The organism is Streptomyces sp. NPDC002490 (assembly GCF_040296045.1).
In the GTDB taxonomy this organism is placed as follows: domain Bacteria; phylum Actinomycetota; class Actinomycetes; order Streptomycetales; family Streptomycetaceae; genus Streptomyces.
In genome coordinates, this window is record NZ_JBEOWM010000003.1 from 100,434 (window position 1) to 113,211 (window position 12,778).

The 12,778-nt window shown below is 71.9% G+C and carries 18 protein-coding genes; 5 read left to right on the plus strand and 13 right to left on the minus strand.

The window, feature by feature from the left end; genetic code table 11:
- Window positions 1-42: 42 nt before the first annotated feature.
- Window positions 43-738 (minus strand): TetR/AcrR family transcriptional regulator, encoded by a 696-nt coding sequence (locus tag ABT092_RS02800; protein ID WP_351239026.1) that lies wholly within the window; start codon window positions 736-738, stop codon window positions 43-45.
- Between the two features lie 56 nt (window positions 739-794).
- Between ABT092_RS02800 and ABT092_RS02805 the strand changes: the two genes are divergently transcribed.
- Window positions 795-1,694 (plus strand): alpha/beta fold hydrolase, encoded by a 900-nt coding sequence (locus ABT092_RS02805; protein WP_351239028.1) that lies wholly within the window; start codon window positions 795-797, stop codon window positions 1,692-1,694.
- Window positions 1,695-1,896: 202 nt separating this feature from the next.
- On the opposite strand, the gene tgmC is transcribed toward ABT092_RS02805, so the two are convergent.
- From tgmC to ABT092_RS02835, 6 genes are all read right to left on the minus strand, one after another.
- The gene (gene tgmC, locus ABT092_RS02810; protein ID WP_351239030.1) at window positions 1,897-3,042 is read right to left on the minus strand and encodes an ATP-grasp peptide maturase system methyltransferase; all 1,146 of its coding nucleotides are present in this window, start codon (window positions 3,040-3,042) and stop codon (window positions 1,897-1,899) included.
- Window positions 3,032-4,003, minus strand: coding sequence for an ATP-grasp ribosomal peptide maturase (gene tgmB, locus ABT092_RS02815; protein WP_351239032.1), 972 nt, complete (start codon window positions 4,001-4,003; stop codon window positions 3,032-3,034). The genes tgmC and tgmB overlap by 11 nt, the downstream gene beginning before the upstream one ends.
- The gene (gene tgmA / locus ABT092_RS02820) at window positions 4,000-4,248 is read right to left on the minus strand and encodes a putative ATP-grasp-modified RiPP (protein ID WP_351239034.1); all 249 of its coding nucleotides are present in this window, start codon (window positions 4,246-4,248) and stop codon (window positions 4,000-4,002) included. Before tgmA ends, tgmB begins: the two co-directional genes overlap by 4 nt.
- 134 nt (window positions 4,249-4,382) lie before the next feature.
- Entirely contained in the window at window positions 4,383-4,877 is a 495-nt protein-coding gene (locus ABT092_RS02825; RefSeq protein WP_351239036.1) for an ATP-binding protein, read from the minus strand.
- A gap of 79 nt (window positions 4,878-4,956) precedes the next feature.
- On the minus strand, window positions 4,957-5,175 hold the full coding sequence (locus ABT092_RS02830; RefSeq protein WP_351239038.1) for a hypothetical protein: 219 nt from the start codon (window positions 5,173-5,175) through the stop codon (window positions 4,957-4,959).
- Window positions 5,172-5,471 carry a DUF7848 domain-containing protein gene (locus ABT092_RS02835; protein WP_351239040.1) on the minus strand — a complete coding sequence of 100 codons (300 nt, stop codon included), beginning with the start codon at window positions 5,469-5,471 and terminating at the stop codon, window positions 5,172-5,174. Before ABT092_RS02835 ends, ABT092_RS02830 begins: the two co-directional genes overlap by 4 nt.
- Window positions 5,472-5,602: 131 nt before the next feature.
- Here ABT092_RS02835 and ABT092_RS02840 point away from each other — a divergent pair, with 131 nt between their 5' ends.
- From ABT092_RS02840 to ABT092_RS02850, 3 genes are read left to right on the plus strand one after another with little or no spacing between them, the layout of a single operon-like run.
- On the plus strand, window positions 5,603-6,421 hold the full coding sequence (locus ABT092_RS02840) for a helix-turn-helix domain-containing protein (RefSeq protein WP_351239042.1): 819 nt from the start codon (window positions 5,603-5,605) through the stop codon (window positions 6,419-6,421).
- Complete coding sequence (locus tag ABT092_RS02845; RefSeq protein ID WP_351239044.1) at window positions 6,418-6,621, plus strand: DUF397 domain-containing protein; 204 nt, start codon at window positions 6,418-6,420, stop codon at window positions 6,619-6,621. Before ABT092_RS02840 ends, ABT092_RS02845 begins: the two co-directional genes overlap by 4 nt.
- Before the next feature lie 4 nt (window positions 6,622-6,625).
- Window positions 6,626-6,829: a DUF397 domain-containing protein gene (locus ABT092_RS02850; RefSeq protein ID WP_351239046.1), complete on the plus strand. Its 204-nt coding sequence runs from the start codon at window positions 6,626-6,628 to the stop codon at window positions 6,827-6,829.
- Window positions 6,830-6,896: 67 nt separating this feature from the next.
- Here ABT092_RS02850 and ABT092_RS02855 read toward each other — a convergent pair whose 3' ends face one another.
- From ABT092_RS02855 to ABT092_RS02865, 3 genes are all read right to left on the minus strand, one after another.
- Window positions 6,897-7,712 (minus strand): MerR family transcriptional regulator, encoded by an 816-nt coding sequence (locus ABT092_RS02855; RefSeq protein ID WP_351239048.1) that lies wholly within the window; start codon window positions 7,710-7,712, stop codon window positions 6,897-6,899.
- A 72-nt stretch (window positions 7,713-7,784) separates the two neighbouring features.
- Complete coding sequence (locus ABT092_RS02860) at window positions 7,785-8,096, minus strand: immunity protein CdiI family protein (protein ID WP_351239050.1); 312 nt, start codon at window positions 8,094-8,096, stop codon at window positions 7,785-7,787.
- Window positions 8,097-8,110: 14 nt separating this feature from the next.
- Window positions 8,111-9,124: an AraC-like ligand-binding domain-containing protein gene (locus tag ABT092_RS02865; protein ID WP_351239052.1), complete on the minus strand. Its 1,014-nt coding sequence runs from the start codon at window positions 9,122-9,124 to the stop codon at window positions 8,111-8,113.
- Between the two features lie 552 nt (window positions 9,125-9,676).
- On the opposite strand from ABT092_RS02865, the gene ABT092_RS02870 reads away from it, so the two are divergent.
- On the plus strand, window positions 9,677-9,877 hold the full coding sequence (locus tag ABT092_RS02870; RefSeq protein ID WP_351239054.1) for a DUF5708 family protein: 201 nt from the start codon (window positions 9,677-9,679) through the stop codon (window positions 9,875-9,877).
- A gap of 111 nt (window positions 9,878-9,988) precedes the next feature.
- Here the strand turns inward: ABT092_RS02870 and ABT092_RS02875 are convergent, their stop codons facing one another.
- The 3 genes from ABT092_RS02875 to ABT092_RS02885 all read right to left on the minus strand — a co-directional run bounded on the left by ABT092_RS02875 (window position 9,989) and on the right by ABT092_RS02885 (window position 12,776).
- Window positions 9,989-11,047: a Gfo/Idh/MocA family protein gene (locus ABT092_RS02875; RefSeq protein ID WP_351239056.1), complete on the minus strand. Its 1,059-nt coding sequence runs from the start codon at window positions 11,045-11,047 to the stop codon at window positions 9,989-9,991.
- 392 nt (window positions 11,048-11,439) lie between these two features.
- Window positions 11,440-12,411 carry an SUKH-3 domain-containing protein gene (locus tag ABT092_RS02880; protein ID WP_351239058.1) on the minus strand — a complete coding sequence of 324 codons (972 nt, stop codon included), beginning with the start codon at window positions 12,409-12,411 and terminating at the stop codon, window positions 11,440-11,442.
- Window positions 12,408-12,776 (minus strand): YwqJ-related putative deaminase, encoded by a 369-nt coding sequence (locus ABT092_RS02885; protein WP_351239060.1) that lies wholly within the window; start codon window positions 12,774-12,776, stop codon window positions 12,408-12,410. Before ABT092_RS02885 ends, ABT092_RS02880 begins: the two co-directional genes overlap by 4 nt.
- Between the last annotated feature and the right edge of the window lie 2 nt (window positions 12,777-12,778).

Here is a 12,778-nt window from a genome sequence, read left to right on the forward strand (position 1 = left end):
GTGCGCGGAGGGGTGCCCGGTCCCGTCGGGGTCGGGGCGGAGTCAGCCCAGCACTCCGGCGAGCGCGCGGCCGAGCACGGTGGCGAACAGGTCGTGGGGGGCGGGCTCGGGTCGGAGGGTGGCGAGCGCCGCGGCGATGCGGGGGTGGGTGCCGGCGGCGGCCACGTGGCGCAGGTAGGAGGAGCGGCGCCGGGCGTCGGGGTCCGCCCCGGCCAGTTCGTTCTGGACGAACAGCGCGGTCAGCGCGTTCAGCACGGCGAACGCCTCCAGTTTGCGGGCGGGTTCGGCCGGATGGTCACAGAGCACGTCGAGCAGGTGTTCGAGCAGGTCGACGCCGTGCGGGCCGAGGCCGGGGCGCGTGACGACCAACTGCGGCAGCCAGGGGTGGCGCAGCATGATCCGTCGGGCCTGGTGGGCGATCTCCAGGAGGTCCGCCTGCCAGTCGCCGCTGGGGGCGGGCAATCGGTACTCGTCGGCGGTGCTGTCGATCATCAGGTCGAGCAGGTCGTCACGGGTGGCCACGTAGCGGTAGAGCGAGGCGGCACCGGTGCCGAGGGTCGCGGCGAGCCGACGCATGGAGACGGCGTCCAGGCCCTCCCGGTCGGCCAGTTCCACCGCGGCGGCGGTGATCTCGGCGCGGCTGCGCTCGGCAGGGCGTCCGACCGCCGCCTGTTCCGGCCGTAGCCAGATCACCGGTTCGTGCTGTCCCACCACCGTCACCTCCTGCGTTGCCGTCATCCTAGCGTTCCGAGTACGGTGTTCGCGAACACTGTTTGCGAACGGAAGGAGCCTCCGTGCCGCTCTTCGCGTCCCACGACGGAATCCGGATCGCCTTCGACGACCTCGGCGGAACCGGCGGCGACCCGCTGCTGCTGGTGATGGGGCTGGGGACCACGCGTTTCTGGTGGCCGGACGGACTGGTGGACGAACTGGTCCGCCGCAGCTTCCACGTCGTGGCCTACGACCACCGCGACGCCGGCCAGTCCACGCACCTGCCCGACCGGCGCGGGGGCTCGCCGCTCGCGGCCCTCCTGCGCCGCGAGCCCCCGGCCTACGGCGCCGAGGACCTGACCGACGACGCGGTCGCGGTCCTCGACGCGCTCGGCTGGGAGCGCGCCCACCTCTTCGGCTACTCGCTCGGCGGGCTCGTCGCCCAACGCATCGCCATCCGCCACCCCCGGCGCGTGCACACCCTCACCACCGCCTCGGCGGTGCCCAGCGACGTGAAGGGAGCGGGCGTCCTGCGCTACCTGCGCCCGGCGCCCCTGGTCCGTCTCGCCGGACTGCGCCACCCCGGGACGCCGCAGGGCGACCTGGCCCTGGCCCTGGCCGTCGCCCGCCTGATGGTGGCACCCGGCCAGCACGTCGACGAGGACGACGTGCGCGGGTTCGTGGACAAGGAGGCCGCGCACCGGGTCACCAGCTTCCGCGACCGCAAGGCGCAGAGCCGCCAGATCGGCGCGAAGTGGCACGGCGGCCCGCTCGCCGGGATCACCGCACCGACCCTGGTGCTGCACGGATCGCGGGACCCGCTGCTGCGCACGTCCGCCGCCCGTGACATCGCCGCCGCCGTCCCCGGCGCCCGCCTGCGCACCCTGCCGGGTGTCGGGCACTTCCTCACCGGCGACGTCTGGGCGACCTACGCCGACGAGCTGCGGGCGCTCGCCGACCGGCCGGCCACCGCCCCTGCATGACGAGGACCGTGCGGACCGCTCGTTCAGGACAGGGTGAGCCGGGGCATGCGGGGGTGCTCCAGGTGTTGACCCGTTCCGTCGACGGTGAGGCGGAACGCTTCGGGGCCCGGGCGGACGGCCAGTAGCCGTACAGGCCGTCCGCGACCGCGAGGTCCGGGCCCTCCCCCGGCGGGCACGACGGGCGGGGCCCGCTGTGGGTGCCTCAGACCGGCAGGCTCCACTTCGGGCCGTCCGGTGAGCCGAGCCACACGTTCTGCTGCTCGGGGGTGGCCGTCATACCGAATGCGGTGAGGTCCGGTGCGCCTGCCTCCTGCCAGCTGAGCAACGCCGCTTCCACCTGGTCCCACAGGGACAGCGGACCGTGCTGGTGGACGATCCAGCCTTCGCCCTCGGCCGCCGTCCACGCCTGTGACCCGGTGCCCACGTCCCGCAGCACGATGCCGTCGCCGGTCGTCATGAGCTGGGCGGAGGGCGCTGCCAACTGCGCGACGAAGCGGCCCGCCCAACGGTCCAGCAGTCTCGGATCCACCCGGGCGGTGCGGGTGTTGCCGAGCTGGGGGAAGAAGACCGGGGCGGGCGGCCGTTCATGGGGCCGGGCCAGCATGTACGAGATGCGGTCGTCGGTGAAGCGTCCGTGCGCGGTTCCCTCCTCGTCCAGCGTGAGACGGATCAGCCCTGCGGCCAACATCCATCCGCTGATGGTGGTGGTGATCGACCCGCCCTCGTTGAGCTGCCAGAACCACGACGGCGGTAGCGAACGCACGGAGCAGGTCGCCACGACGGCGTCGTAGTCGGCGTGCTGCCGGCAGCCCTGGAGCCCGTCCCCGACCACGAGCACGGGCGCGTATCCGGCCTCGTGCAGGTGGACGGCGGCGTTCGCGGCGAGGCGCTGGTCGTACTCGATGCTGACGATGTTCTCGGCGTTCCCGGCACCAAACCGGTGGCACAGCAATGCCGTGGAGTAGCCGGTCCCCGTGCCCACTTCGAGGACCTTCTCACCGCCCCGGAGCCCGGCCACCAGGGCGGTTCGGACGACGAGGGAGGGCAGGGTGGCCGAGGAGGTGGGGCTGCCCGTGACCGGACCGGGAGAACCATCCGCGTCCCGGCCGTCGACCTGGGTGACCCAGGTCCGGTCGGAGTAGACCATGCGCAGCCACTCCTCTTCCCCGAGCTCCTTCCGGTTCACGGGTTGCCAACCCTCCTGCACCCCACGGAAGACCGCCGTACCGAGGAACAGCTCGCGCGGCACGGAGGCGATGCTCTCCCGCCACTCGACGGGGAGTTCTGGGTCGGCGGCCGCGATCTCCTCCGTCAGCGCGCGTCGCAGTTCGGTGGCGTCAGGGGTCAAGGTGCTCTCCTGCGTACTGGAGTCGGTCAGCGATGGCCGAGACGATCCGCTGTGTGATCGGCTCGGGGAACCAGGCGAATTGGCCGTTCGGGTTGCACTCGTAGAACCAGGCGCGACCGTCGCGGTCGACACCGAAGTCGAAGGCGCCGAAGACCAGACCGAAGGATTCCATGTACGTGCGCACGCGGTGGGCCAGATGCCCGGGCGTGTCGATTGACCTGTACGACAGTTCGCCGTAGTGCCGCCGCCAGTCCAGGCCGGGGGAACCTTCGATGCGCACGGTGAAGACCTCCTGGCCCACGACCGTCACGCGTAGGTCGGCGACCGCGTGCACGCGCTTCTGGAAGAGGTGCACGGTGTGGGACACACCCGATCCCATCGAGGTGGGTTCCACCTCCTCGACCCACACCGTGAGCGCCCGTCCCTCGGAGTCCTGGTAGTCCGTGCTGCGGAGCGGTTTGTAGACCACGGACTGGTGCCTGCGGACGAAGGCCCGCGCCGAGCGGGGATCGTTGGTCAGGAGGGTCGATGGTACGTCGAACCCGCAGTTGCTCGCGGCGGCGAGTTGCGCGGGTTTGTACTCGGCATCACGGTTGCGCCAAGGATGATTTACATAGTGGGCTCCCCGCAGCGTCGCGAGTACGCCGCCCAGGCCGTACCGGGCTTCTTCCCGGCACCAGCGTGCGTCCTGCTCGGAAAGGCCCACGGGTGCGGCGTAGGGGCGGGGACGACGCCAGTACACGGATCGGATGCGTTCCAGGTCGGCGACACGCGTGGTCGTCCGGATGTCGCCCCGCAGCCCATCCGGACCCAACTGGGCGCGGACGGCGACGCGTTCGGGAAAGTCCCCCGGATCCAGCCGTACTACGGGGATTCTTCTCCGGTTCAGCTCGTCAATCACCGAATCGGCGGTCGGATCATCGACCTGGGACACGACGAGGACGGGCGTCCGCGCACTCAATCGGTGTCACCTTGCTGGTCGTGACCCTGATCCGGCTTGCCGTCCAGGCTGGTGATGTGCTGGGTTTCCTTGCTCGTCTCGGAGCGCTTGTGCCTGGCGGTCGCGGGCAAGGCGTTGCCGTGCCGATCGACCCACTTGCCCGTCTGGGTCACCGGGTCCAGGGTGACACCGGCTGCGGGCAGCTCGGCCACGTCGGGATAGGGCCTCATGCGGGTGACGCCCCAGGGGACGACGGTCTCACTCACGACCTACCTCGATTCTTCGCGGAGCCAGCACACAGTGTGTGGGAGCCGCGACTGGGTCCTCCAGAAGGAATCCGGCTGACCTGAGCCCCACGTGAGCTGAGGGGGTCCGGCCGGGGAACAGATCTCGTCGCGGCCTACCCCAAGGGCAGCAGGCACCAGGTCGCGGTGCGGTCCGGGCTCACGCCCCAGGTGTCGGCGAAGGCGCCGACGAGGTGCAGGCCGCGTCCGCTCTCGGCGAGGGGGTCGGCAGGGTCGGCGGTGGCCGGCGACGTGCCCGCCGGGCCGCTGCCGGCCACCTCGATGCCCAGGTGGCGTCCGGTCCGCCAGACCCGTACCCGCACGGTGGGGCCGTGTCCGTGCTGGAAGCCGTTGGTGACGAGTTCGGTCAGCAGGAGGCCGAAGTCGTCGCGGGCCGCCTCGGCCCCGCGTACGCCCCACTCGTCCAGGCAGGCGTTCCCCGCCCGCCGGAGCAGGCCCGGCCACACCCGGTCCACCCCGGCCGGCCGGGTGGCACGTGACAGTGCGACCTCGAAGCCCGGCTCGGACCGGGGATCGCACGGGGCCGGGCCGGTACGCCGGGTGCTGGGGAGGACGGACGGCGACGGGCAGGACGTCGGCTTCACGGACACGGGGAACCTCCGGACGGTGCGGTGCGGTGAGGGGGAGGAGACGGGAGGAGGGGACGGGGGGAGAGGGGGGCGCGGGCGGTCAGCGCGGGACGAGGGCGGCGCGGTCCGCCTCGCCGATGGCCCGTTCGGCGAGGGCGGCGAGCTGGTCCAGGCAGGCGGCGCAGGCGAACATCGGTGCCTCGCCGAGCGGTACGCGGACGGGCCCGATCCACTGGACGGGCAGCCCCTCGCGACCGCAGTACAGCCAGCACCTGTCCCGCACCCAGCCGGGGCCCGCGGCCGGGACGGCCGCCGTCACGGCCGCGCCCGGGTGACCCGCGCGGGGCCCGGGGCGACCACCGGCGCGGGCGCCGGAACGTGCTCGGTGGGCTGCCAGAACTGGTAGTCCGACCGGGTCCGCCGGTACCGGTTGTGGCGGGTTCCGGAGGTGTGCCGGATCATCCACGCCGTCACCTCTTCGGGTGAGTGTCGCGGCCCCGACTCGGCGCCGCACTCCACCTCCTCGCCCCATACGCACCGCGCCTCGTACTCCTCCTCCGCGCCCAGGTCAGCGTGGAGTTCGTACGTCACGTGCTTGATCACCGAACGGGTCATCGAACGGCCCCGGCCCTTCCGTCGCGCTGTTTGTTCTTTCACCGTGTGTACCGCAAGCGTCGCGCTCCGCGCCTACGCTGAACAGGGTCGATGGAATAACAACGGGCGATTTATCAAGGGGCGTTGAGGGCATGACAGTTGAGAAGGTCGAACCCGACCCCACGACTTCACTCCTCGCATTCTTCGGAGCGGAAGTGTTGCGGTTGCGCACCGAACGGGGCATGAGTCAGGCCACGCTCGCCGCCAAGGCGCTGGCCACCCAGGCCATGATCAGTTACGTGGAGCGCGCCAAGCGCGTCCCGTCCCGTGAGTTGGCCGAGGGGCTCGACCACGCCCTCCGGACGGGCGGCCACTTCGTCCGGCTCTACCCGTTGGTGATCCGGTACGCGTACCCGAGTTGGTTCCTGCCGTACGTGGAGTTGGAGCGGGAGGCGGTGAGCTTCCGGAGCTTTGAGGGTCAGATTGTTCACGGTCTGCTCCAGACAGAGGGCTACGCCAGGGCCATGCTCGCTGCCGGGAGGCCGGACAATCTTGAGGACTTGGTGGCGGCGCGCATGTCGCGACAGCAAGTGTTCGAACGAGACCTTCCGCCAAGGGCCTGGTTCGTTGTTGACGAATACGTGCTGCTCCGGCAAGTCGGCGGCGAGGAAGTCATGCGCGGCCAGTTGGAGAAGCTGTTGACGGCAGGGGAGTCACCGCGGACAGTCATCCAGGTGATTCCCAAGGACACGGCAGTGCACCCGGGACTCTGTGGCCCCTTCGCCCTCCTTGGGTTCGATGAAGGCGGGGACATCCTCTACTCAGATGGCTTCTCACAGGGGTGGGCAGTGACAGACCCGGCAGAGGTTGCAAGCGCTGCCCATGCCTATGATCTGCTCCGAGCCGTGGCCCTTCCGCCGGACGAGTCCGCCGACTTGATCGGCAGGCATCTGAAAGGACTGAGCGCATGATCAGTGCGAGTGAGCTTGCTGTGACCTGGCGGGCTTCGACGTACAGCAGCCCCAACGGTGGGGCGTGCGTCGAGGTGGGCGATGGTCTGCCGGGCGTCGTCCCGGTGCGCGACAGCAAGGTTCCGGCCGGCGCTGCCCTGGTGTTCGGGGCCGGGGGCTGGGCTTCGTTCGTGGGCTTCGTCGTGGATCAGCAGGTGTGACGCCGTGATCAGTGCGAGTGAGCTTCCCGTGACCTGGCGGGCGTCGACGTACAGCAGCACCAACGGCGGCAACTGCGTCGAGGTTGGCGAGGGCCTGCCCGGCGTCGTCCCCGTGCGCGACAGCAAGGTCCCGGCCGGCGCGGCCCTGGTGTTCGGGGCCGAGGGTTGGACCAGGTTCCTCGCGTTCGCCGTGGTGGAGCGGGGCTGAGGTCCCGCCCTGGGAACGTACGTGGTGAGCCCCCGACCGGCCTGGTGCGCCGGGCGGGGGCTTTTCGTCACTCCCCGGCCAGCAGGGATTCCTGGAGTTCGGTGACCCACTCGTCGCGGTTCTCGGGGCATTCGAGGGTCACCTCCCGGGGGTAGCCCGCCGAGCGGTGGCCGTGGGCCTCGATCCAGCGGCCCAGGGTCTGGATGGCGGGCAGGACGGCGTTCGGGGCGCCGCGGTGCACGATGGTCGCGGCCCGCTCCACGGGTGGCAGGTCCAGGACGCGCATGCCGTCGTCCTCCCCGAGGGGCGCGGCGACGGTGATCGCGGCGTGGATGAGGACGCGGCCGTCCGGGGTGTCCTCGTAGGTGGTGATCCCGGGGCCGGTCAGGGGGATGCCGGCCGCTTCGAGGCGGCGGCACAGTTCCTCGTACAGCGGTTGGATGACCGCGTCGACGGAGTCGAAGTCGGCGGCCACGCCAGTGAGTTCGGCCACGCGTATCCGCGGCAGGCTCTTCACGACGACGTCGTTGCTGGGCATGCGCCCCTCGCTCTCGATGGAGTGGAGCCTCGCCTCGACCTGGACCAGTCGAGCGGCGGTGGCCGCCATGGTCGCCTCCAGTTCGGCGCGGCGCAGCCGGAGCATGGCGCGGAGTTCCTCGGTGGTGACCTCCTCGTCCAGGATCTCCCGGACCTGGTGGAGGGTGAAGCCGAGGTCCTTGAGCGCGATGACGCGGTTGAGGCGCGCGAGTTGGGCGGCGGTGTAGTGGCGGTAGCCGGTGGCGGGGTCGACGTGGGCCGGGCGCAGCAGTCCGGTGGCGTCGTAGTGGCGCAGCATCCGGACCGACACGCGGCCGTGCCGGGCGAAGTCTCCGATGGTGAACATGATGTCTCCGAGTCGAGCGCCTCACACGGTGTGAGGGTCAAGCGTCGATCGTGCGGGGGGCTGCCGGGGCCCTCAGGTCCTGCGGTCGGTCACCGTCCAGCCGGCGCCCAGGTCGGTGCGGAGCGCGTGCAGGGCCGCGTCGGACTCCTGCTGGAAGGACCGCCACCGGTCCGTGGTCCAGGGGGAGGGGCCGCCGGGGTCGTCCCAGTCCAGTGAGGACTGGTACCGGTCGGCGAGGTGCGTCAACGCGTGGGCGGTGGCCTCGGTGACGGGTAGCAGCGCCGGGTCGCAGGGGTAGCCGTAGGGGCTGTCGAAGTCGGCGTCGTCGGGCCACAGGGGCGTGTCGACGCCGTAGGAGAAGAAGAAGCGCAGCTGGCGGGACATGTCGCAGTCTTTCATCAGCTGCGGTCGGGGAGCGGGGTGGGGTGCTGCTGGAGCCGGCGGTACTCGCCCGGGGGCATGCCGTAGGCGGCGCGGAAGGAGCGGCTGAAGTCGGTGGCCGTCATGCACCAACGTGCCGCGATGGCGTGGACGGGTCGGCCGGCCCGGTGCGGGTCGGCGAGTTCGGCGCGGGCGCGTTCCAGGCGTTGGCGTCGGATGAGTGCGGCGACGGTGACGCCCTCCCGGCGGAAGAGGCGGTGCAGGTAGCTGGTGGAGATGTGGTGCGCGGCGGCGATCAGGGGCGGGGAGAGGGCGGGGTCGTCCAGGTGCTGTTGGATGAAGGCCCTGATCCGCAGGACGGTGGTGTTCCGTCGGGTGTGCGCGGGGAGCGCCCGGTTCTCCTCCAGGGCGTGGGCCAGGGCGGCGGCCGTCAGGTCGGTGAGCACCGCCCCGAGTCGGGGTCCGTCCGTGAGCCGGTACTCGGTGTGGGTGCGCACGAGTTGGCGCAGGAAGTGCGCCAGGAGGGCGCCGGTGCCGTGGTCGTCCGGTATGGGCAGCCCGATGGCGCGGTCGGCGATGCGGCGGGGCAGGGGGAGGCTCGTCTTCGGTACCTCGACGCCGATCATCAGGATGCGGCGGCCCGGCTCCGTGGCGGTGCGGATCTCGACCGGGCGGGAGGAGTCGTTGGTGTGGAGGGTGCCGGGGCCCGCCCGCAGGGTCCGGTGGCGCCAGTCGGCCACTCCACCGCCGCGCAGGGTCAGGGTCAGGTGGTAGCTCTCCGGGTCGGACTGCCGGATGAGCCGGTCCGTGCGGAGGAAGGTGACCGGCGGGAAGGCGGCGGGCCACACCATCGACTCGCCGAGGACGATGGCGCGTTGGCGTACCAGGAAGTCGTCGGCGTGGTCGCTGCGCAGGTCCATGGGCGCGTGGGTGTGGTCCAGCAACTCCTTCCAGTGGCAGAAGCGTTCGGGCGCGGGGAGGTGCGCGTTGCTGTACGGACGGGTCGGCAGGGGTGGCGGTGTCCGGGACATGGGCGGGTCCTCTCCGGTCCGGCGGGACGACGGCGGTCGCGGTGCGTCCCTCCCCGGCGGAGGGGGTGCACCGCGCCCACCGTCGCCGTGTGGTGGGGGTGGTGACGGTGTCCGGGGTTCACTCTGCGGCAAGAAGTCGGTCACCGGGTGCCAATGACAAGGGCGGACCGCCCGCGGCACCCTGTGGGGGTGAAGTAGGGGGAAACCCGGTTGGACCGGCCCGCCACGACACCGCCCACCGGGATGCCGGCCGACCCCGGCATCGGACCACCGGGGGCGGTCGACGGTTCGGGGGAGGCGGGCGGGTCCACCGGTGGACGGGTGGGGGAGGGGTGGACCACCCGCGTGCGTGGCCGATCGCCCGCGCGGGAAGTGGCGTTTCCGGCCCGGGGGAGGACGGCCGGCCGGATCCCGATCCGTCGAACGGTGTACTGCGGTTCGTCCTGCGCGACGAGGAGGAGGGCGTCCAGGAGTTCCTACGCTGGGAGCCGTGTCCGGAGGCGGGGCGGTGGTCCCGCGTCCACCCGTGCGGGGTAGAGAGGGCGTGCAGACGTGAAGTCGTTCAGGCACCTGGGGGAGGGCGTCGTCACCTTCCTGGTCGGCCTCGGCCTGTTCCTGTTCACGGACGGGGTGGAGACACCCGTGGTCACCCTGACGAAGGTCGGGGTGGTGCTCATGGTCGTCGGGGGCGGTACGACCGCCGTGACCGTGGCCCGGTCGCTGCGCGGCTCGCGGGCCCTGGGCGGGCGGTGACCAGGTGGCTGAGCTCGGCATGTGACCCGTGGGAGAGCTTCGGCGCTCGCTCGCGCGCTTGTCCGCTGAATCCGATCTCCCACCGAGCCGTGCCGGAGCCCTCCGCCCCGGTCACTCCCACACGTCGGGCACCGGCACCGGCCGGGAGCCCTCCGCCAGGGACCGGGCCCCGGCCACGCCGACGAGGGAGGCGGCGACCGCCTCGCGCACCGGGACCGGGGGCGGGGCGCCGTGCTCGACGGTCTCCCTGAAGGCGCGCAGGAGCAACACCGTTCCCTCGGCGCCGCGTTCGACCGGGATGCCGTCCCACTCGACCTGCGGCGGGACGCGTTCCTCGTCGCGGGTGGTGCCGTCGGGGCGGGTCCAGCCTTCGGCACGGACCCGCACGGACCAGGCACGGTCACCGGGGGCGCGGAGGGACTCGGCGAGGCCGTGGGTGCCGCGGGCGGAGAACCAGCTCCAGTGGCTGTCGGGTTCGCCCTGGAGGAAGCCGTGCCGGGTGACGGCCAGGGCGCCGGTGGAGAGCCGTACGGTCATCACCACTGCGCTGCGCGGGTCGTGGGCGTCGACGGTGAACGCCGAGACCTCCACCGGGCGGGCGCCGGTCAGCGCGAGGACCGGGGAGAGGGTGTGCGTGCAGTAGGCGGTGGGGGAGATCCGGCCGCGCCAGTGCCCCGGGTCGCCGATCAATTCGGTGATCTGCTCGGGCGCCATGCCGTGCAGGTAGTCGGCCTCGACCAGGGAGAGCCGGCCCAACTCGCCCTTCTCCGCGGCGGCGCGGACAAGTCGCACGTGCGGGTGGAGGACGTAGTTCTCGGCGAACGAGTAGGTGGCGGTGGAACGGTCGGCCGCCGCGATGAGTCGTCGACCCTCCGCCTCGTCGGCGCAGGCGGCGGATTCGGAGAGCACGTGCACGCCCCGCTCCAGGAACGCCACGGCCAGGGGTGCGTGGGCGTCGAAGTCGTTGGCCAGGACCACCGCGTCCAGCGATCGGTCCAGCAGGTCCTCCCACCGCTCCGTCGTCCTCGCCGCCGGGAACTCGGCCGCGGCCTCCTCCCGCCGCAGGGGGTCCCGGTCGCAGAGCGCGACCACGTCCAGCCCGACCCGGCGACCCCAGTGCGCCAGGTACCGCCCCATGCCCAGCCCGATGACTCCCGTGCGCACGCCCATGACGCCAGCCTCACACGGGGCCCGGGGAGCCGCCCAGCGGGTTTCCGTCGGCGGTGGGGGCGCGGGGCCCTCCGGACCCCGGGGCGAGGGCGTGGGCCCGGAAGCGCTCCTCCTGGTGGGGATCCGCCCCGCACCCCGAGGATCTGTCGGCGCCCCGCTCGGAGTGTGCGCGACCGGTCCGAAGAGCGGTATAGTGATCATGTGCTCGCGGCCGGAACAACCGGTCGGGAGGCGCGCGTTGGTGGTCCAAGGAAAGACACCCCACTTCCCGTGGGGGGATGCAGGTGCAAGGCCTGCCCAGCGCTCCACGTCGAAGGCTCCGCCCCTCCGGGGGTCGGAGCCTTTCGCGTTGTTGTCCGTGGTCCGTGCACTGCCCCCCTCGTTCCCTGGGGTCAGCGAGTGCCGTCAACAGGACCGGACGGGGAACGTCGGGTGTAGTCGGCGAGGTCCTGCGCGCAGCTGGCGACGACGCTCAGGGCGTTGCCGAACGAGGCGCCCGCGCCCGCGAGGAGCGCCAGCTCCACGTCTTCGGGAGATGCGGCGGAGAAGCCCGAGCGGACCGTGCAGGACACCGAGGAGAAGGGGTCGGCCGTGCCCTGCGGGGACGTCAGGGCCAGCTTGGTCTCCGTGCTGCGGCTGTCGACGGACAGCGTGCTGGTCAGTCCCTCCAGCGCTGCCACGAGCGGGGCTTCACTGCCGTCGAGGCTCCCGCCGGGGAGGGGGACGACCCGGTCCTCCAGGACGGGGAGTCCGACGCCGCGGAGTGTGGTCACCGTCAGCGCCAGTTCGCGGACGCTGAACACCCGGTGGTGGTGGAGCACGTACACGGCCACCAGTGCGGTACGAACCAGGTGCACCAGGGGGTTCTGCCGTCCTGCCGGGCTGGTGGCCCAGGTCCAGCGCAGCGGTTGGACGCGGTGTGGGTGGTGCCCCTCCACGAGGGCGATCAGACCCTCCCGTACCGTCTCGCCGTGGTGCCAGGCGCCCCCGTGGTTGACGGAGAACAGGCGCTCCGCCTCGTCGACCGCCAGGAGTGCCCCGGTCTCCGTGCGGCCGAACGGGAACAGCCGGCTGCCCGTGGTTCTGCCGAGCCGGGCGAACGGGCGCAGTGCGTGCCGTGCCGCCACGGGGTCCACGACGCACCCCGTGGCGGCGACGTCTCTACCGGATCCGGCTGGAGGCAGGTGCAGATCGTGGAACTCCCGCAGCGCTCGCTCGGCGGCGGGGAACAACGTCCACTCGGCTCCACCGACCACCGGTTCGACGAGTGTGAGGGCCTTGAGCGCGGCCAGTTGTGCGCGGACTCCCACGTCACGCCCCTCGTACCAGCCGGCGGCGGCCAGTGCCTCCCGTCCCGGAATCATGCGTCGAGGACATCGACGCCGAGCCGGGCGAGCAACGCCGAACACGAGCGGCACACCAGGGCCGGCGTACCGTGCTCGGGGTCGCCCTGGCCGCGGATCTTCCGGGCGACGAGGGCTGACCCGCTGAGATGCGCGGCTGCTTCGTCGAGCGATGTCGTTCCGCCGTCGTTCCGCTCCCGGTCCGCTCCCCACAACTGGTCCGAGATCAAGGTGGATTCGGCACAGTACCCCAGGAAGGACTCGCGCTCGTCCACGGGGAGCGCGTCGAAGAACTCCCTGACGGCGGGGTGCAGGCGGGGTTGCTCGTCGCCGACGATGCTCGTGTGGCTGAAGATCCTGCCGTGCACGAGGAGCGATGCCGCCACGC

Bases quoted from the DNA above. Each gene is read 5' to 3' on its own strand.
- ABT092_RS02800 (WP_351239026.1), bottom strand. From the start codon at position 738: ATGACGGCAACGCAGGAGGTGACGGTGGTGGGACAGCACGAACCGGTG.
- ABT092_RS02835 (WP_351239040.1), bottom strand. From the start codon at position 5,471: ATGACCCGTTCGGTGATCAAGCACGTGACGTACGAACTCCACGCTGAC.
- ABT092_RS02840 (WP_351239042.1), top strand. From the start codon at position 5,603: ATGACAGTTGAGAAGGTCGAACCCGACCCCACGACTTCACTCCTCGCA.
- ABT092_RS02845 (WP_351239044.1), top strand. From the start codon at position 6,418: ATGATCAGTGCGAGTGAGCTTGCTGTGACCTGGCGGGCTTCGACGTAC.
- ABT092_RS02855 (WP_351239048.1), bottom strand. From the start codon at position 7,712: ATGTTCACCATCGGAGACTTCGCCCGGCACGGCCGCGTGTCGGTCCGG.
- ABT092_RS02860 (WP_351239050.1), bottom strand. From the start codon at position 8,096: ATGTCCCGCCAGCTGCGCTTCTTCTTCTCCTACGGCGTCGACACGCCC.
- ABT092_RS02865 (WP_351239052.1), bottom strand. From the start codon at position 9,124: ATGTCCCGGACACCGCCACCCCTGCCGACCCGTCCGTACAGCAACGCG.
- ABT092_RS02875 (WP_351239056.1), bottom strand. From the start codon at position 11,047: ATGGGCGTGCGCACGGGAGTCATCGGGCTGGGCATGGGGCGGTACCTG.
- ABT092_RS02880 (WP_351239058.1), bottom strand. From the start codon at position 12,411: ATGATTCCGGGACGGGAGGCACTGGCCGCCGCCGGCTGGTACGAGGGG.